The organism is Modestobacter sp. SYSU DS0904 (assembly GCF_054051115.1).
In genome coordinates, this window is the sequence record NZ_JBJHAQ010000001.1 from 138,133 (window position 1) to 156,356 (window position 18,224).

Below are 18,224 nucleotides of genomic sequence, written 5' to 3' on the forward strand. Positions count from 1 at the left end.
TCCGAACAGAGGGTCAGGACAGCGGGCGGGCGAGGGCGCGGACCGGCGCGCCGTCGGCGCCTCCGATGTTGAGCGGCGCGAAGACCGCTTCGACACGGCGGCCGGACAGGGGGGTCAGATTGGTGACGTGCTCGGCGATCAAGACCCCCGCCCGCAGGAGCACCTGATGCACCGGCCAGGTGAACCCTTCGGGGCGGACGTGGACCGGAAGGTCCGGGGTGGGAGTGTCCAGGGCGATCATCTTCACGCCCCGGTCGACCAGCCAGTGCGCGAGCTCGAACGACAACGAGGGGTGCTCGTCGTACCTCGGGGTGCGGAAGTGCTGAGACCACCCCGTCTCCAACAGGACGATGTCGCCGGGCTCGATCGCGTCGCGGTCGGCGAGCGCATCCGGGCCGTAGACCTCGAGATCTCCCGCGCGGACCCGGCAGACGATCCCCGGACCGGCGAAGCGGTCGACGGGGAGGTCGTCGATGGCGGGCCCGCCGTCGATGAAGTGACAGGGGGCGTCCACGTGAGTGCCGACGTGGACGACCATGTCGACGTGGGTCACGTTCAGCGGGTGCTCGGGCATCGAGAGGAAGCGCGAGTACCGCGGCGAGGGGAACGTCGACACGCGCGGCAGGTCGTCGACCAGTCGGTGGGACAGGTCGGTCCACGCGCCGGCCGCTGAGGGCGACGGTGTACCGGTGCTCACGCCGGGACTCCCGCTCGAGTGGTCGGGGAGCTGCCATCGCCGGTGCCCACCCACGGACAGCTCTACGCCGGCCGCAGACTCATAGGGACGCACGACCTCGGTGTGGTCGGCATGGGCGGGCAACTCGCTGCCGGCCCGACGCCAACCGGCCAGCACGCTCGTGGCTACGGGGACATCGATCCCGAGCGCCTCGGCCAGCCCCACGGCGATGCCCACGTCCTTCTCCAGAAGTGCCGCGGTGAAGCCCGAGTCGAACGTGCGGGGCAGGACGAAGCGCGGGAACTTGGTCTGGGTGGAACCGCTGCGGCCGCTGCTGGTATTGACCACCGACAACACCGTCTCCGGTTCCACGCCGAAGCGGGCCGCGACGACGAGAGCTTCCGTCGACACGATCATGTGCGCAGCCGACAACAGGTTGTTCAGCGCCTTGACGGCGTGTCCGGCCCCCGCCGGCCCCACGTGCGTCACCTGGCTGCTGAGCTCCTCGAACAGAGGGCGGAGATCGTCCACGGCTGTGTCCGGTCCACCCACCATCACGGTGAGTTCGCCGGACTCCGCTCCACTGACCCCACCGCTGACCGGGGCGTCGACCAGAGTGATGCCCTGGTCGTCGAGTCGCTCGGCCAGCGCCTGGGTTCGAAGCGGCTCCGAGGAGCTCATGTCGACGATCCGGCGCAGGCGGCGGGGTTCACCGCTGCCAGCAGTGAGCCGGCCGACCACCGCGTCGACGACGTCGGAGTTCGGCAGCATCAGGATCACCGTGGAGCACTGGGCGGCGAGTTCGGCGCTGTCTGCGACCGCGCGGGCTCCGGCGTCGGCCATGGCGGCCACCGCGGGGGCAGAGGTGTCGAAGACCATGACCGCTCGACCTGCGGCCAGGAGCCGGCGCACCATCGGGCCGCCCATGTTGCCCAGGCCGACGAACCCGATCGGCTCGGCCGCCGGTGGCGGTGCCTCAAGCACGGCCCAGCTCCTCGAGGACAGCTTGCGCGTTGCGGCTGGCCTCGAGTGCGGCCGGCACTCCGCAGTAGACGGCGGTCTGCAGCAGGACCTCCTGGATTTCCTCGACGGTGCAGCCGTTCTGGACCGCACCTCGGATGTGCAGGCGGAGCTCGTCCGGCTTCCCGAGCGCCGTCAACACGGCGATGTTGAGCAGACTGCGTGTCTTGAGCTCCAGGCCGGGCCGGGTCCAGATCGCTCCCCAGCAGTACTCGGTGACCAGATCCTGCAACGGGCGGGAGAACTCGGTGGCGTTGCTGCGAGAGCGGTCGACGTGCGCATCGCCCAGGACTCGGCGGCGGACCTCGTCCCCCGCAGCCAGCAGGGGGCGGTGATGCCCTGATCCCGTTGCTGGCGAGTCGCCGTTCGATGCTTCCGGGGACGTCATGGCTGTCCTTTCAACGATGTTCGACTGGGCGGCCCCTCGTCGGAGAGGTCGAAGGTTGGGGGCGCCTGATGCGCTGTGATGCTCGAGTTGCGCCCGCGCAGCCCGGCGGAGTGGGCGCCCCTTCGGTGGCGGTCGTCAGCGGGCGCTGAAGCCGCCATCGACGGGGAGGATCGCCCCGGTGATGGCGCTGGCCTCTGCCGAACCCAGAAACGCGATCGCATGGGCGACCTCCTCGGGCGTGGACATCCTCCCGAGCGGGTGTTCGGCCACAATGGCGGTGAGATGCGCCTCCGGATCCGGGGAGTCGGCCAAGACATGGGCGAAAAAGCCGGTGTCGATGATCCCCGGTGCGACGGCGTTGACGCGCACCCCGGAGGCCGCGTGCTCGACAGCCAGCTGACGGGTCAGCTGGACGATCGCGCCCTTCGCGGCGGCGTACACCGTCTGCCCTGGGGCCCCGACCAGTCCGGAGACGGACGCGACATTCACGATCGCTCCGGACGCCTCCGCCAAGCGGGGAAGAGCTGCGCGCGCATGTACGAAGACCCCGCGGACGTTCGTCGCCAGGCCCCGGTCCCAGTCATCGTCGGTCGTCTCCGATGTGGGCTTGAGGATGAAGACGGCGGCATTGTTGACGAGCAGGTCCAATCGCCCGAACTCGGTCATCGCAAGCTCCACTGCGCGTTGCGCGGTCGCAGTGTCCGCGACGTCCCCGCGCAGCGGGACGATTCTCCCCGGAACGGCCAGATCCATCACGGCTTCGTCGATGTCCTCGGCCACTACGGCATAGCCCTGCTCGGCCAGGCGAGCGGTGACGGCTCGGCCGACTCCGCCGGCTGCACCGGTCACCACGGCAGTCTTCGTCATCGCCGTCCCCTCGACGTCCTGGACCGTCCCCGGTCTGCGGTGAGTGCCACGCGGCGGCTCAGCTGTAGTACTCGGGCGCATGGCGATGGCTGGCCCAGTGATCGGGGTCGTGGGGAATCCAGACGTGTGCGCCTTCGTCGTCCCGGAACTTCTTGATGAGCTTGAGCGTGCGCACGGAGGCGTCGTCGTCCCAGGCCACGCCGTCGGGAACCTCGCGGTCCAGACCCGCCTGGAGGTGCACGGCATCGGCGGTGAGCAGGATCGCCTGGCTCGGCAGGGTGACGAGCAGCATCAGCTGACCGGGGGAGTGTCCGGGCCCGGGGATGATTCGCACCGCCCCGTCACCGAAGATGTCGGTCCCCTCGGGCGACACCTGGGTCCAGTCGAAGTCGCGCGTCGGCTCGTAGTCCTCCCTGCGGTACAGGTGGGCGACGCCGGGCGGGGGGTTCTCGTAACGCTCCAGCTCCCCCGGACCGACGAAGAACTTCGCGCCGGGGAAAAGGAACAGCCCGCCGGAGTGATCGGGGTGCCCGTGGGACAGGACGACGTGCGTGATGTCCCGGGTCGCTAGTCCGAGCCCGTCCAACTGACGGTCCAATCGTTGCTCCGGCCGCGTGCGGATCTGGATCGCGTTCACCAGTTCCTCGCCGTACTCGGCGACCGGGTCGTCGAAGGAACCATGGGCGAGGCTGGTGTCGAACATGACCCAGCCGTCGGGATGCTCGATGAGGAAGGCCGGGCACGGGATAGTGACCGGTCCCTCCAGGCCGACGACCAGGTCGCCGGCGTCGATCGTGAGCGTCGGCGCGTCCAGGGCCCACAGGCGCAGGGCTGTTGCGGCTGTCGTCATGCTGAGTCCTTCCGTTCTGCTCATCGGGAGCGGTCAGAGCGAAGTCGTGGCGCCGCCGTCCATCACGAGCACTTCGCCGGTGACGAACGCGGCTTCCTCGGAGGCGAGCCAGAAGACACCGTTGGCCACCTCTTCGGGCGTGGCGAGGCGCTTGAGCGCTGCCTTCTGCCGACGCCGCTCGAACGCTGCTTCGTCGTGCAACGCTCCGGAGCCCGGCGTGTGGACCGATCCGGGGGCGATCGCGTTGACCCGGATGCCCTCGGGGCCGACCTCGGCAGCAAGCGTCCGGGTGAACGAGACGACCGCTCCCTTGATGGCGCTGTACATCGTGCTCCGGGCGACACCGATGAAGGCGGACACCGAGGCGAGGTTGACCACCGTCCCCTTCGTCTCCTGCTGCCGGAAGTGACGAACCGCTGCCTGCGCGGTCCAGAAGTAGCCCTTGAAGTTGACGGCCAGCATGGTGTCGACCGTCTCGTCGGTGAAGTCCTCGAATGGCTCGAAGTGCTGCAGGGCAGCGTTGTTCACGGCAACGTCGATCGATCCGTGACGCTCGACGATCCCGTCCACGGCGGCATTCACGGCTGCCCGATCAGTGACGTCGAGATGGATGGCTTCTGCCCGCCCGCCGGCTGCTTCTACGGCACTGACGGTCGCGGCGGCTCCGGCGTCGTCAAGGTCGGCGACCACGACCACATGCCCCGCCGATGCGAAGCGGATCGCGATGGCTCGACCGATGCCACCGCCAGCTCCTGTGACGAGAACAACACCAGCGGACTTGGTCTCGGGCACGGCTGCTCCTCCGTAGGGGGTGGGAGATCAACTGCCAGCTGTCCTACAACAGCTAGCAGCAGCTCTCAACGTAGACGGTGACGAGGGCCACGTCTAGGTGGCTGGATCGACAGCGGTCCGGCGTGGCGCGCGGCGGATCATCCCGCGTCCCGCTCCTGGAGTAACCGTGCAGCTATACGAAAGCAGCTATTGACCTGTCTGACAGCTCTCCGTATGGTCGCCTTCGTTCCTGAGATGCCCGTCACACAGGAGCGATGGTGCGCCGGACCGAGATCACCGGTCGGGCGGACAGCGACGAGAGCCCAGTGCTCGACAGCGAGCGGGGCCCTTCTTCGTCGAGTGTCCGGCGCGGCCTCCCACCGTCCCCTCAGAAAGGCAGCGAAGCTGTGAGTCGAATTCCCAGGACGTCCCGCGTTCTCGCCGCGGCATCGGCCGCCGCACTGCTGGCCAGCGGCTGTTCGGACAGCTCGGACGACGGCGGCTCGGCTGCAGGAGAGCCCATTCCCATCATGGTCTTCGGCTCTTTCACGCAGCCGCCCTACATCCTTCCCGAGATCGTCACGGGTGCGCAGGCCGCGGTGGACCGCATCAACGCGGACGGTGGCGTCAACGGTCGCGAGCTGGAACTGATCGAGTGCGACGACAACGGGAATCCCAACGATGCAGCCGCCTGCGGACGTCAGGCCGTGGATGAGGACGTCGCTGCGGTTGTCGGCACGTTCACGCTGTTCGGCGACTCCGTCGTACCGCTGCTCGAACGCGCGAACATCCCTTACCTCCTGCCGACGGCCATCAGCACGACCGAGCTCACCAGTCCTGTCTCCTTTCCGGTGCAGGACGGCAGTCTGATCACCGCTGCCGTAGGTGGAGCCCTGCAGCCCGAGGCGTGCGGGAACGTCGCGACGATGGCGACCGACTTTGACCAGTCGTACTCGAACTTCGAGGAGTTCTGGGAGCCGGCCATCCGCGGCTTCGGTGCTACCGAAGTGAACGCGGTCTACGTTCCGGCGGCGGCCACCGACATGGCCCCATTCGTCGCGCAGGCGTCTTCGGCCGGTGCGGAGTGCCTCGCCGTGGTCACGGGCGCGCAGCAGACGGCGGCCGTGATCCGCGAGACGCGTGCATCCGGGAGTCAGGCGCGAGTCGCGACGACGAGCCTGGGACTGCCCGAGTCCGTGCTCGAGCAGCTCGGTGAGGACGGTAACGGCGTGCTCGCCGTGAGCCCCTTCTTCCTGCCCAGCACCGACGAGCCGGTCGCAGTGCAGGCCGCCGAAGACATCGCCGAGGTGGACGCGGAGGCCCCGGTCAACGACGCTGCGCTCAACGCCTACGCTGCCGTGCTCGTCTTCGCCGAGGTCGCCGATGGCCTCGAGGAGGTGACCGGGGAAGCGGTCCTAAAGGCCCTCGACTCGGCGGGGCCCATCGACGTCGGGCTCTTCGCACCGGTCGACTTCGGTGACGGCAGCTTCCTCCCGTCCGTCCCGCGTCTCGCGCAGAGCGTCTTCCAGGTTTACGTCGGGGAGGACGGGCGCTACGTCCCGTCGGACCAGCCGGCTATCGACCTGCGTACCGCCTACAACGGCAACTGAGCGAGCGGTCGAGGAAGGAAAGTCGTGCTCACGGATCTTCTGCGCTTCGCCGTCCTCGGCGCGGCAGCGGGCGGACTCTATGCGGTCCTGGCCCTCGGGTTGGTCGTGGTCTACCGCTCCACTCGCGTGGTCAACTTCGCCCACGCAGCGATCGCGGTGAGTGCGGCGTACGCTTTCAACGACTTCCGCCAGGCCGGGGTCCCCGCGGCGGCGGCACTCGTCATCGCCGTCGCCGTGGGGCTCCTTCTCGGGCTTCTCGTCGACCTGTTGGTCATGCGTCCCTTGCGGGCGGCCAGCTCTCTGAGCCGGGCCATCGGCTCGATCGGCGTGCTCATCCTCCTGCAGGCCGTCCTGGGCCTGCGGTACGGGACCAACCCACAAGTGGTCGAGAGCCTCTTGCCTACCGATCCAGTGGGCGCGGGGGACATCTCGGTCGGGCTCGACCGGGTGATCGTCCTGGGGCTGTCGCTCGCGCTCACGGCCGTCCTGATGATCGCCTACCGCAGGACCACCTTCGGTCTGGCCACGTCGGCTCTCGCGGAAAACCGGCGGTCCCTGGCGGGACTGGGCTGGTCTCCCACAGTCATCGGCCTGGTCAACTGGGGTGTCGGCGGGGCGCTGGCGGCGATCGCGGGGGTTCTGCTTGCCCCCATCACCGGTCTGACTCCGGTGCTCGCCCTGGTGCTGATCCTGCCGGCACTCGCCGCGGCCCTGCTGGGGAAGATGGCCTCGTTCCCGTTGACCTTGGCCGGTGGGCTGCTCGTCGGCATCCTCCAGGCCGAGACAGGCCGATTCATCCCCGTGCAGGGGCTGCAGGGCGCGGTGCCGTTCTTCGTGATCATGGTCGTGCTCGCTTTGCAGGGGCAGTCGTTGCCCGGCCGCGGCTTCCAGGCCGACGTCCTGCCCCGGCCTGGGTCGGGGCGCATCCCGTGGCTACTGGTAGCGGCTGGCTCTGCGGTGGGCGTCGTGCTGATCCAGTGGGTCCTGTCCGAGACATGGGTCCTGGCGGTTACGACGAGCCTGATCGTGGCGGTGATCCTGCTGTCGCTCGTGCTGGTCATCGGCTACGCAGGACAGCTGTCCCTCGCGTCCTTCGCGCTCGCTGGAGTAGGGGCGCTCGTCGCGGCTCACCTGGTCTCGCGGGCCGGCTGGCCGTTCCTGGCCGCAGCCGCGGCCGGAATTCTGGCTGCCGGGGTGGTGGGCTTCCTGGTCGGCCTTCCGGCGGTCCGGACGCGGGGCATCAGCTTGGGCATCGTCACGCTCGGGCTCGCCGTCACGGTTCAGGGAATGGTCTTGGACAACGGCTCGATCTCGGGGGGCTTCGCGGGCCTACCGGTACCGCCCCTCTCGCTGTTCGGCCTGACCCTCGACCCGCTTCTGCACCCGCGCGCCTACGGCGTCCTCTCACTCGTCGTCCTCGTGCTCACCTCGCTCGTGGTGCTGAACGTCCGACGTTCATCCGTCGGGCGGCGGCTGGTCGCGGTACGGGCGAACGAACGAGCTGCGGCCGCGCTGGGCATCAACGTCCCACGGACGAAGCTGTACGCATTCGTGCTCAGCGGCTTCATCGCCGCGACCGGGGGGATCCTGCTCGCGTTCAGAAATCCGGTCGTGGTGCTGAGCAACCCAGGGAGCGTCTTCGATCCCTTTAATTCGCTCAACGCAGTCGCCCAAGCCACGATCGGGGGCCTCGGTTTCGCGGGAGGTGCGCTCGCGGGGACGGTGGTGCAAAGCGGGGGAGTGGGCAGCCAGATCCTCGACAGCTTCGACGCCGGCAGCTGGGTTCCGGTAATCGCCGGTGTGCTGCTGCTCGTGACGGTCATCACGGCGCCCGACGGGATCGCTGCGAATCTGCAGCGCCAGCTGGGTCCCCTCGTCGCCCGGTTGCGCCGTCGTCAGCCACCCGGCTCGGAGCGGATGCTCCGTGACTACGAGGTGGTTCCGGTCGCGTCGGCAACGCTCGAGGTCCACGACTTGTCGGTGGCCTTCGGAGGCACTGTCGTCCTCGACGGGGTCAGCCTCACCGTCCGGGCCGGGCAGGTGCTCGGGGTCATCGGCCCCAACGGCGCGGGGAAGACCACTCTCGTGGACGTCATCACCGGCTACAGCTCCTCGCGGTCGGGTTCGGTCACATTGGACGGCATCGACCTGACGGGCAAGTCGCCGACGGCGCTCAGTCGAGCAGGCGTTACCCGTTCCTTCCAGTCTCTCGAACTGTTCGAGGACCTCAGCGTGGCCGACAACTTGTTGACAGCCGCGGAACGGCGACGCTGGTTCGATCCGCTCGTAGCGGGCATTCGTCCTGGACGGCCGGAGCTGTCAGACGTCGCACTGGCCGCCGTGCAGGAGTTCCGCCTGGCCGATCGCCTCGACGAGGCGCCGCAGGATCTGGCCTACGGTGATCGTCGACTGCTCGGAATCGCGCGAGCACTCGCCAGCCGCCCCCGGGTTCTGCTGCTGGACGAACCGGCCGCCGGCCTCGGCGAGCAGGAGCGGACCGAGCTGAAGACCCTCGTCCGCGGCTTGGCCGAGCGTTGGAACATCGCAGTCCTGCTGATCGAGCACGACGTCGACCTGGTCATGAGCGTTTCCGACCAGGTGCTGGCTCTGGACTTCGGCCGCGTCATCGCATACGGGCCTCCCGGCGAGGTCCGCCAGGACCCACAAGTGGTGCGTGCCTACCTCGGGGCGCCCGAGGACGGCGATCACACCGGGGTTCCGGATCCGGCCGCCAACGGCCACGACGTCTCGGACACGCTGGGGGTCATTCGATGAGTACGGTCCGACAGGGCGGCGAGCCCGCTATCCAGGTCACCGGGATGAGCTCGGGTTACCACGGAGCTCCGGTGGTCACGGACATCGACCTCGAAGTGCGGCACGGCGAGGTCGTGGCGCTCTTCGGACCCAACGGGGCGGGCAAGACGACGTTGCTGCTGACGCTGGCCGGGGAGATCCCGGTGCTCTCCGGCTCGGTGAGCGTGCTGGGAGATCCCAGCTCGCGGCCGCTCTTCCGTCGCGCGCGAGCGGGGCTCGGCCTGCTGACCGATGACCGCTCCGTCTTCATGGACCTCACCGCGCGCGAGAACCTCCGCCTGGGTCGGGGCAACGTCGAGGACGCGCTGGCCTTCTTCCCGGAGCTCGAAGCGCACCTCGACAGGAGGACCGGTCTGCTGTCGGGTGGGCAGCAGCAGATGCTTGGGCTGGCGCGCATCCTCGCGGCCCGGCCCCAGGCCATCCTGGCCGACGAACTGTCACTGGGGCTCGCGCCGCTCGTCGTCCGGCGGTTGTTGACCGCGCTTCGCCAGGCGGCGGAGGGTGGGACCGCCGTGCTCGTCGTCGAGCAGCATGTCCAGGTCGCGCTCCAGATGGTCGATCGGGTGTACGTGCTGAAACAAGGAAGCCTCGTCCTGTCCGAAACCGCGGCTCGTGCGCGAGCGAATCCTGAAGCCATCAGCGATCTCTACTTCGCCTCATCGGGGGCGAGTCGGTGATCGGGCGCATCGATGCGGAGCGCCGGAGGGCTGCCATCCACGAGCCGTCGGCGCGGCGAACCGTATGGTCCGCAGGGGGGACGCAGCTGTCTTGCAGCAGAAGGCTGTCGCGGACGGGACGTATGCTGTGGGCGTGACCGGCATGCGGGTTCAGCGGCACGCCCCGATCCGAGAGCAGGTCGCCGCAATCCTGCGGCAGGCGATCGTGGACATGCGCCTGTCGCCCGGGCAGGTGCTGATCGAGCGCGAGCTGTGCGAGATGACCTCGGCCAGTCGGCCTTCGGTCCGCGAGGCGCTCCGTCAGTTAGAGGCTGAGGGCTTGGTGGAGTCGGTCAACGGCCGCGGGACGATCGTCAGCAGCATCACCCCGGCCGTCGCTCGCCAGGTCTACGACGTGCGCGCCAACCTGGAAGGGTTGGCTGCCCGGCTGTTCGCCGAGCAGGCTGACGACACCCAGCGCACAGCGCTGCGAGAGTCGATGGCGCGACTGTCCGAGTGTGTCCGCCGAGGTGACGAGGCCGGCACGGTGATGGCGGCGAAGAACGAGCTTTACGACGTGCTGTTCGACGGGTCGGACAACCAGGTGCTCCACCAACTCGTGCAGACACTGCACCGGCGGGTGACGCAGCTCCGGGCGCTCACGCTCGCCCAGCCGGGCCGGCCGGCGCAGAGCGAGCTGGAGATCCAGGAGATCGTGGACGCCATCGAGCGGCGCGATCCTGCGGCCGCCGAGGCAGCAGCGAGTCGGCATGTGCGCGCCGCCGCCGCCGTCGTGCTCGACGACCTCGTTCGACAGCCGGCGGGTCCGACCGCCTGACACGGCGGGGCTCTGCCTCGTGCTGCCTGGCACCAACCTGATGGCCGGGTACACCTAGCCGCCGCTGCTCTCCTGGCGGAGACTCGCCTGATGGCGAGGACGAAGGGCAGTAGGCGGCGGGGCGTGGCGGCGCGGAAGAAGCGGCGGCCGGCGGCGAAGAACCACCGGTCGGCGATCACGGGCCGGTACGTGACCGCCAAGTACGGGCGGTCGCACCCACGGACGACGGTCGCGGAGCGGCGTAAGCGGTGAGCCCGGCTCGTGGCCGTTGACACCTTGGAGCGAGCCGAGACTGGGCTCAGCTACTGACCGAAGGGCCTCCGCCGGCCACGGGGGGAAACCGGCGGAGGCCCCCGCGACAGTACCTGCGGAACCTGGCGGTCTCGCTAGGTACTCATCCAGCGTCGCTAGGGAAGCTGACGTGCTGGCCGCTTGAACGTGTAGGAGGCCGCGTGGTCAGAGCACAGCTCCCATCCGTCCTGCCCGAGCCTGTTGAACTCCCGCTCCATCACTTCGATGCGGTCGCGGATCTTCATGCTCGGCTCCAGCACCTTGTACTCCCACGTGGTCATGCCCGGCATCTTCGCGGAAGACGGACGCGCCTCCTATGAGACACCTGCGCTCACACCAGGTGAAGATGCGTAAGTGATCGTGGCGGTCGAGGGTCCTAGCGCTGCAGGAAAGACGACGTGGTGCCGCGCGCACGCGCCTCGATTCGTTCCCGAGTACGTGCCGACCGGCGCTGAACCCGACGGAAGCGACCTCGCTGCCCAGGCGGACTACTGGGTGCGGGTCAACAGCGGCCGGGGGGCCGAGGCGCTGGAGCTGGAACGCAGCAACGGGGTCGCCGTCTGCGACAGCGACCCGCTGAAGCTGCACTACAGCTGGTGCTTGGCCGCGATTGGCGTCGCGCCCTGGGAGCGGTTCCAGCTCGAGCTCCAGCGCTGCCGAGCCGCTTTTGCCGCTGGCCGTCTGGGTTCGCCGATCTGGTGCTGGTCAGCACTGCGTCCGACGAGCAGTTGCGCCGCCAGAAGACGGCGGATTCCAGCCGCCTTCGGCGGTCGTTCGACCTACATGTACGCCTCCGCGAGTCCCTCCTGGCTTGGTACGCCACCCTTGAGGCGATTCTCCCGGCCGGGTGCTTTGGGCGCTGCCCGAGCACAAAGACGAGCTCACCAGTGCGCTTCTTGGCGAAGATCGACCAGATCTGCTGCTGGGAGCAGAGCCGGGCGACGCGGTTCTCACCTGCGGTGATGCCCTGCTCGCGGAGTTCGTCGGCGATGAACCGATAGCCGAAAGCTGGGTCGTCGGCGTGGATGTCGAGGGCGGCGTTGATCAGGTGTGCGTCGTCCCAGTCCCGCCGGCTCACCGGCTGCTTACGCGACGCGTTGTACGCCTGCTTGGAGAAGCCGAGCACCCGGCAGGTCACCGCGACGGGGATCTTTTCGGCGGCGAGTTCACGGACCAGCGGGTACATCATTTTGGGAGCACATCGCGGGCGAAGTACGCGGTCGCCCGGCGCAAGATCTCGTTCTCCTGCTCCAGCAGCTTGTTGCGCCGGCGCAACCCCCGCAGCTCCGCGGACTCATCCGCCTTGCCACCCCCACCGCGATCGCTCGAGCCCGCTGGCGCAAGCCCGTCCTCCCGATCAGCGATCTTCAGCCAGCGCTGCAGACAGGACTCCAAGATCCCGAAGTCGCGGGCGACCTGGGAGATCGACGCCTCGCCCTTGCGGGCCACGGCGATCGCGTCACGCCGGAACTCCGGCGGGAACGGCTTGGGCACGATGCTGATCCTTCCAGCGAGGCCGCAGCCTCACAGGCAAGGAGTCAACCGAACCGGGGGCAGTCCCCCGTCACCAACGTCCTGGCTGGGTACAGCTAGAGCCGCGGCAGTCGCCCAACGAACGGGCCGCGCGCTGGCGGCTCGAGGTGGTGACGCAGCTCGCTCATCACCTCAAGCTGGAGCTGCATCGACGGGGAGTTCGGTCCCGATAGCAAGGTCAGCAACGTCCAAAGAGTGGCTTGGTGCGGCATCTCGCGGGCTAGCGTGCGGCCGCGGCTTAGCTGGTCCTCAAGGGCCGTTACCAGTCGAACCACGAAGACGTTCTCGTTGCTTGCGGCGAGGAAGTCGATGCCGCGACGGAGGGCCTGGTTGGGGCGCAGCTCAGCGCGTCCTACAGGCGGGAGCGAAGGCACCATGCGCCGGTGTTCATCCAGGGCCAGGACGATGACGCCAGCCAGCTCCCTCGCATCCCACGCTGCGGACGAGCTCCAGAGCGCTTCCGACAGTCGCTGGTACAGAGTCTCGGCCAGCTCGGGGCGGCGAGCACTGAAGCGGAGGGACTGCAGAACCTGCATGAAGTCGACGCCTGCCGCGGCGTCGGGCCCCGCGTAGTCCTCGGACACTGGTGGCAGCTGGGGGAGGAGCAGCGTCCGGAACCTTGCCGGACCATCTCCATCGCCTAGCCAACGGGCCCGCAGCTTCTCAGCTTCGGCCAGCGAGAAACGTCGATCATGTGCCGCTGGATTGCGGTAGTTGTCGCGTAAATCGGTCAGGCTGCGGCCAAAAGCCCGCGCGAGAAGCGCGTCCCCGCCAGCAGCGGCCAGGGTCTCGCGCAACGCTAGGGTGAGCGGTCCCGGGTGCGCGCCGCGTAGCAGCGACCCGAGGCTGCCGAGTTCCAGTCGCCCCGTGCCCGAGGCAAAGCGCACTAACGCTTGGTCGCCAGGATCGCTGGAGTCAATGAACTCCGAAGTATCGACCGTCGCTAGAGCGCGGCGTACGAGCTCGTGCAGTTGTACTTCGACGGCCTTGCACAGTTGGAGGACCAGCGGCGCCGCGTCCCAGTTCGGCACTCCAGCATAGTCAGTTCGTAGAACTTCGGCGCTGCTCAGAAAGCTGCGCGCCCTTGGGGCAAGCTGGTTCCAGACGTCGTCCAGTGCTGCCGTCCGGTCGGGCGGCGAGGAGGCGGGGGTCTCGGCGCTGTTCAGCCAGTCGAGTACCGCAGGAAAGTCAAGACCGGTGCTTATCGTCGCGAGGTCGAACGGTTCGGCACTGCTGTCATACGCCGCGTCTTTCAGGTAGCCAGCGAAGTGCAAGTGCACAGTCCGGAGCCAGTGGTTGGCGATACCTAAGAGTCGGCTGGCGTCCTCTGGCCGGTAGCCGCGCTGTGCTATGTCGAAACAGAACCGCTCCAAGTTGCGGTGCAGCGACGAGCGGCCGGCACCGTCGTCCGCAGGGCTGTCCCCGGCGGCAGGTGCCGCCTGGGGAAGCCATTGCAGGTCGAGCGTGCGTTCGATGTCCCGTTCATAGGTGACCAGCCAACGGCAGGCCTCTAAGACGTCGCGGAAATAGAACAGCGAGGGCGTGCCAGTGGCGAGGTCCCATCCGACAAGCAGGAAGTCATCAAGCGACTGGGGTGGGCCGGGCTGCAGGGTCCTGTCCACTGACTGACTCCACGGCATAGCAAGTTCGTATGCCAGCGCTTCCTCATAGTCGGCCGGCGACAGGTCCTCGGTGTCGATAATGGGAAGGGTCGGGCGAAAGGAGAACCGGCTGCCGAGCTGCGTCTCACGAACGCCGCCGTCGTAGTGACACGTATCGAAGCCAGACCATGATGCGCGGGGCTCGGCCAGGGTCAGATCGTTCCCTGCCCTCCATAGCCACCGGCCGCCCACCGTGTAGAAGGTCTCTGGGTCAATGGCCAACCCCCAGGCGGTGTCGTAGCGGGGGGCGGTGGGATTGATGCAGTAGGCCCGCGCGGGCTGGTTGAGCTCGGCAAGGCGTGCTGCTATGTCGGTCACTGCCATGGCGGCAAAGCCGGAGCCGAGATCGATGGTGGGGCTGTCCGTGACAGCGGCGTCGACGCTGAGGTAGTCACCCGCCTGCAGGGACTGAGCCAAACGCCGGCTTTCGGCCAGCGAGCTGCAGTACACGATCAAGCCGTCGGTGGGCGCGAAGGGGCCAAGCAGTTGACTGGTGCGGATACAGGTGGGCTGGCCATGCCAGTGCAGCTCAAAGAGTGCTGATCCGGTCGTCCAGTCCTGCAGTGGCCCCGATTGCTGTAAGGCTGCGGCCGCGGGGTCGAGCAGGTCGTAGCGACGCCACCGTGCCAACATCCAGTTCTCTGACAGGCGGAGGCCGCCGCGACCAAGTGCCGCGATTTGGCCCGGCGAGCGTGCCAGGTCAACGTGCGTGGGGCGGGGAGTTAGCGGGTCGTGAGCTGGCGCCAACAGCGGGAGGAGGGTGCTCGAGTCACCTTCCTTCAGCACGACCGCGGAGCAGCCGGCCGCGCCCACCTTACGGGCGAACGGCCACGCCTCACCGACGCGGAGAGCGACGCCTCCCCGTAGCGTCGCCTGCTCCTGCGCTACTGCAGGATCGGTGAAGGCGGTCACGACCAGACTGTCGATCCACGCCGCCGTGTCCGTCAGAAGCTGGTCATTCGCGCTGAGGTACCAGGCGTCCGCTAGCAGCGTCGCTCGGCGCTCGGCGAGATCCCGGGCGGCTGACACGCTTTCGGTGTTCACGACGCGCAGTCTGCAGTGGTGGACGGGACACCGACCGCCCTCTCGATGCTGGTGCCGCGTTGCCCTATCTCCATTGCAACATTATCGCCGGGTGGCAACTGCTAGCGCCGCTGTTCCAGGTGGCGCTGTGGCTGACGCGGAGGGCCAACTCGCGGATCGAGCTGAGGTGCTCGCACGCGTCGGGAAGCGTGCGCGAAAGCTGATGTCCGAGGGGGACACGGAGCTCCTTGTAGCCAGTTCCGGCTTCGGTGGTGACCGGCAAGGCGCTAGCCGGCTCGGTGCTGGGAGCGTTAGCCAGGCGATGTGTGGTCGGGGAGTTGGGTGCTGCCGCCGGCCAGCTTCAGGTCGCAGGTCTCACAACGCACGTACCACTCGTCGGAGCCCGAGCTCGCGTCCATGGTCCCGTGGCGGCCGCTGTCGCGGTACAGCCCGTCCTCTCGGAGCATGGCTCCAAACGGTGCCTGTCGCGCTGCGTGCGCCTCGCCCTCTAGTGCCTGTTGCCGGTCCCGTTCCGCCGGTCCAGGGGAGTGGAGTGGAGTGGCGCACGCTGGTATGCCCCTCATGGCGAAACCGCGCCGTTCCGCTGTGGTCGGGTGCCCCGGGTGCCCCGGGTGCCGATGAACGACGTGTGACGGAAACCTTGCGCCCGATTCTGCTGGGGGACTACGCCGCCAAGCGGTGTCCGCGCGCGACGCACAACGAGTACGACACCTCAAGCCAGAGTTCCAACGCATTGATGTAGTCGCGAGATCGATCCACGGCGCTCGGGCGGCGCGGAGCGAGCTCCGCGAGCGGCTCAGCTCCGTCCAGCAAGGGGCGAGCGAGGCACTTGCCGCCTTATCCCCGCGCCGCGAGTAGCGGGTCCTGCTGCTGTGAGCCCGAGCTTGGTGGGACGTGGGGCACCATCCGGGCATGGTGTTGTTCCGTGTCACCGATGACGCCCTCCATCCGGTTCCGAAGACACGTTCGCGCTTGCAGAGTTGAAGGAGCGGCAGGACCTCCAGCGGCTACTGCGCAGCCGCCTGGACATCCTCGGCGAGGACCTCATGTTTGTGGCCGAGGAGTACGGGGCGTTCGACGGCTCGCAGCGTCGCATCGATCTGTTAGCCGTGGACCGGACGGGGCAGCTCGTCGTCATCGAGCTGAAGCGAACGGCCGACGGGGGGCACATGGATCTCCAGGCCCTGCGGTACGCGGCCATGGTCTCCACGATGACCTGGGACCAGTTGGTGGGCGTCTACGCCCACCACAACGACGTGGATGAGGACGTCGCTAGGGAGAGGTTGGAGCAGTGGACGGGCAGTGAGCCCGACGAGGACCGTCAGCTGTCTGACCGGGTGCGCATCATCCTGGCGTCTGCGGACTTCAGCACCGAGATCACCAGCACCGTTCTGTGGCTGACGCAGCAGTACCGGCTCGAGATCGCCTGCGTGCGACTCGTCCCGTACCAGCTCGGCACGGAGAAGCTGATCGACGTTCAACAGATCATCCCGCTGCCTGAGGCGGTCGACTTCCAGATCCAGCAGCGTCGCAAGGAGGAGGAGAAGGCGGCTGCTCTCAGCGAGCGCGACTACACGAAGTACGACATCGTCGTGGCCGGCACCGCCGGACAGGGCCTCAGCAAGCAGACCGCGATCAAGTCGATGGTGACCGGTCTGTGGGCAGCGGGCGTGCCGGCGGACGCCATTCGGGCCGCCACGGCGCCCAAGCGCTGGCTGGCCGTGCAACCGGCCGAGGGGGAGACCGTCCAGGCTGCCTTCGAGCGCCAGTTCCCGTCGCGCGGCACCGGCTATTGGTACGACCTCGGTATATGCGACGGCCAGTCCTGCTGGGTCATGCCCAGGCTTGGCGGAACGAAGACCGAGACGTACCTGGCAAACCTCATTGCAGCTACTAGCGGGCTGGTGGAAGCCTCTTGGTCGGCGTCCGTTTCCCCGTCGGCGACCTCGGCGGGAGGATGAGCCGGGGTCGGGTCTGTGGAGCGTCCGGCCTCGCAGGGGTGCGCCGCCGTGGCCGGACCCTCTCCCATCCTGGCGTTGCCCGTAGCTTTCGATCATGCAGCTATCCCAAGCGTCCTCGTTGCGCGGTGACCTGAGCCTCGCGGACTTGCTGAGGGTGGCGGGCATCGCGACGGACGACGTGCTCCTTGTCCGGCATACCTACAGCGCCGACGGCCTCTCCGGCCCGCAAGACGCCACGGTGGAGGACGTCCTCACCTACTCCCGGGCCCAGGCGCTCCGGCAGAGCAAGATCCCTAGGGATCCGCCCGCCTTGTGGCTCAACTTCGTGGGGGATGGCAAGCGGCGGTCCCGCTTCCTGGCGGCCTACGAGAACAGGGGTGAAGTTCTCGCTGAGCGAACCGACGTCCTGCGGTACTTCGATCTCCACCCATCCGACGTTCTCGTGTCGCTGCGGAACCGGCTCGTTATCGAGTGGTCGAACGACACGATCAACTGGGCCAAGGCAGGCGGCAAGGCCGAGCAGATGCCGGTGGTCGAGATCGCCGATCCTGCCCGCGTGCCGTTTCCGGGCTTCGACAGCGTCCTCATCACGTATGACGAGCTCGTGGCGGTTGCTGAGGACTCGCGATACGCGGAGTGGAGGACAGCGCTCGCCGCCGTCCAGGGCGTCTACCTCGTCGCAGACACCAGCAGTGGCCAGCTGTACGTCGGGAAGGCGGATGGCACGGAGCGCCTTCTGGGTCGGTGGAGCGCGTACGCCCGCGACGGCCATGGCGGCAACGTCGCGCTTCGCGATCTTGCGGAGGTCGACGTGGCTCACCGTCGGCACTTCGTCTTCAGCATCTTGCGTGTGTTCGGCCCGACGGCGACCACCGCTGAGGTCGACGCGGCAGAGGCTCATTACAAGCGGGCGCTCCTCACCCGGCAGTACGGCCTCAACCGGAACTAGAAGGCGGGTGCTCCGGTGCATCGTCGCGGTGGGCCGGAGCTTGGCCGACCGCGACACGAGCCCGGACGAGCCTCAGCTTGATCCCCGCCAGGACGGCATCGGGGTCGCTCAAGCGAGTAGTCACGAGGAGACTCCCCTGACAGGACTGCACGGCGCGACAGGCGACGCCTGCGCGCGTCGCACCTGAGAAGGCGGAACTCCCACGGTCGGTGACCGCGGGGCTCTTCAGTTGTGTCCGAGGGGGACTTGAACCTGTTGTGGGGGCGTCCCGGTGGGGTGGGGGAGGGGGAGCCAC

Annotated in this window: 14 protein-coding genes and 1 pseudogene; 7 read left to right on the forward strand and 8 right to left on the reverse strand. The window is 68.1% G+C overall.

What is annotated here, in order from left to right:
• Positions 1-13 precede the first annotated feature (13 nt).
• The 5 genes from ACI79U_RS00640 to ACI79U_RS00660 form a co-directional block, all read right to left on the reverse strand.
• A complete protein-coding gene (locus ACI79U_RS00640; RefSeq protein ID WP_457065433.1) occupies positions 14-1,660 on the reverse strand; it encodes an NAD(P)-binding domain-containing protein in 1,647 nt (548 codons plus the stop codon).
• Positions 1,653-2,084 (reverse strand): carboxymuconolactone decarboxylase family protein, encoded by a 432-nt coding sequence (locus ACI79U_RS00645; RefSeq protein WP_457065200.1) that lies wholly within the window; start codon positions 2,082-2,084, stop codon positions 1,653-1,655. Before ACI79U_RS00645 ends, ACI79U_RS00640 begins: the two co-directional genes overlap by 8 nt.
• A 135-nt stretch (positions 2,085-2,219) precedes the next feature.
• A complete protein-coding gene (locus tag ACI79U_RS00650; RefSeq protein ID WP_457065198.1) occupies positions 2,220-2,951 on the reverse strand; it encodes an SDR family NAD(P)-dependent oxidoreductase in 732 nt (243 codons plus the stop codon).
• A gap of 58 nt (positions 2,952-3,009) precedes the next feature.
• Entirely contained in the window at positions 3,010-3,801 is a 792-nt protein-coding gene (locus ACI79U_RS00655; protein ID WP_457065196.1) for an N-acyl homoserine lactonase family protein, read from the reverse strand.
• 33 nt (positions 3,802-3,834) lie between these two features.
• Entirely contained in the window at positions 3,835-4,593 is a 759-nt protein-coding gene (locus tag ACI79U_RS00660; RefSeq protein ID WP_457065194.1) for an SDR family NAD(P)-dependent oxidoreductase, read from the reverse strand.
• 254 nt (positions 4,594-4,847) lie between these two features.
• Here ACI79U_RS00660 and ACI79U_RS00665 point away from each other — a divergent pair, with 254 nt between their 5' ends.
• The 5 genes from ACI79U_RS00665 to ACI79U_RS00685 all read left to right on the forward strand — a co-directional run bounded on the left by ACI79U_RS00665 (position 4,848) and on the right by ACI79U_RS00685 (position 10,742).
• Positions 4,848-6,182, forward strand: coding sequence for an ABC transporter substrate-binding protein (locus ACI79U_RS00665; RefSeq protein WP_457072776.1), 1,335 nt, complete (start codon positions 4,848-4,850; stop codon positions 6,180-6,182).
• A 24-nt stretch (positions 6,183-6,206) separates the two neighbouring features.
• Positions 6,207-8,957, forward strand: a complete 2,751-nt coding sequence (locus ACI79U_RS00670) for an ABC transporter permease subunit (protein ID WP_457065189.1) — start codon at positions 6,207-6,209, stop codon at positions 8,955-8,957.
• Positions 8,958-9,028: 71 nt separating this feature from the next.
• Positions 9,029-9,673 carry an ABC transporter ATP-binding protein gene (locus tag ACI79U_RS00675; protein ID WP_457065187.1) on the forward strand — a complete coding sequence of 215 codons (645 nt, stop codon included), beginning with the start codon at positions 9,029-9,031 and terminating at the stop codon, positions 9,671-9,673.
• A 142-nt stretch (positions 9,674-9,815) separates the two neighbouring features.
• A complete protein-coding gene (locus ACI79U_RS00680; protein ID WP_457065431.1) occupies positions 9,816-10,490 on the forward strand; it encodes a GntR family transcriptional regulator in 675 nt (224 codons plus the stop codon).
• A gap of 90 nt (positions 10,491-10,580) precedes the next feature.
• Positions 10,581-10,742 (forward strand): hypothetical protein, encoded by a 162-nt coding sequence (locus tag ACI79U_RS00685; RefSeq protein WP_457065185.1) that lies wholly within the window; start codon positions 10,581-10,583, stop codon positions 10,740-10,742.
• A gap of 155 nt (positions 10,743-10,897) precedes the next feature.
• On the opposite strand, the gene ACI79U_RS00690 is transcribed toward ACI79U_RS00685, so the two are convergent.
• The 3 genes and pseudogenes from ACI79U_RS00690 to ACI79U_RS00700 form a co-directional block, all read right to left on the reverse strand.
• On the reverse strand, positions 10,898-11,062 hold the full coding sequence (locus tag ACI79U_RS00690; protein ID WP_457065183.1) for a hypothetical protein: 165 nt from the start codon (positions 11,060-11,062) through the stop codon (positions 10,898-10,900).
• Positions 11,063-11,670: 608 nt separating this feature from the next.
• A pseudogene (locus ACI79U_RS00695) lies at positions 11,671-12,275 on the reverse strand (IS3 family transposase); the annotation flags it as partial.
• A gap of 95 nt (positions 12,276-12,370) precedes the next feature.
• Positions 12,371-15,019, reverse strand: coding sequence for a hypothetical protein (locus tag ACI79U_RS00700; RefSeq protein ID WP_457065181.1), 2,649 nt, complete (start codon positions 15,017-15,019; stop codon positions 12,371-12,373).
• A 980-nt stretch (positions 15,020-15,999) separates the two neighbouring features.
• Here ACI79U_RS00700 and ACI79U_RS00705 point away from each other — a divergent pair.
• Both ACI79U_RS00705 and ACI79U_RS00710 read left to right on the forward strand, forming a co-directional pair.
• The gene (locus ACI79U_RS00705; RefSeq protein ID WP_457065179.1) at positions 16,000-16,980 is read left to right on the forward strand and encodes a hypothetical protein; all 981 of its coding nucleotides are present in this window, start codon (positions 16,000-16,002) and stop codon (positions 16,978-16,980) included.
• 94 nt (positions 16,981-17,074) lie between these two features.
• Positions 17,075-17,929 carry a GIY-YIG nuclease family protein gene (locus tag ACI79U_RS00710; RefSeq protein WP_457065177.1) on the forward strand — a complete coding sequence of 285 codons (855 nt, stop codon included), beginning with the start codon at positions 17,075-17,077 and terminating at the stop codon, positions 17,927-17,929.
• Positions 17,930-18,224 lie beyond the last annotated feature (295 nt).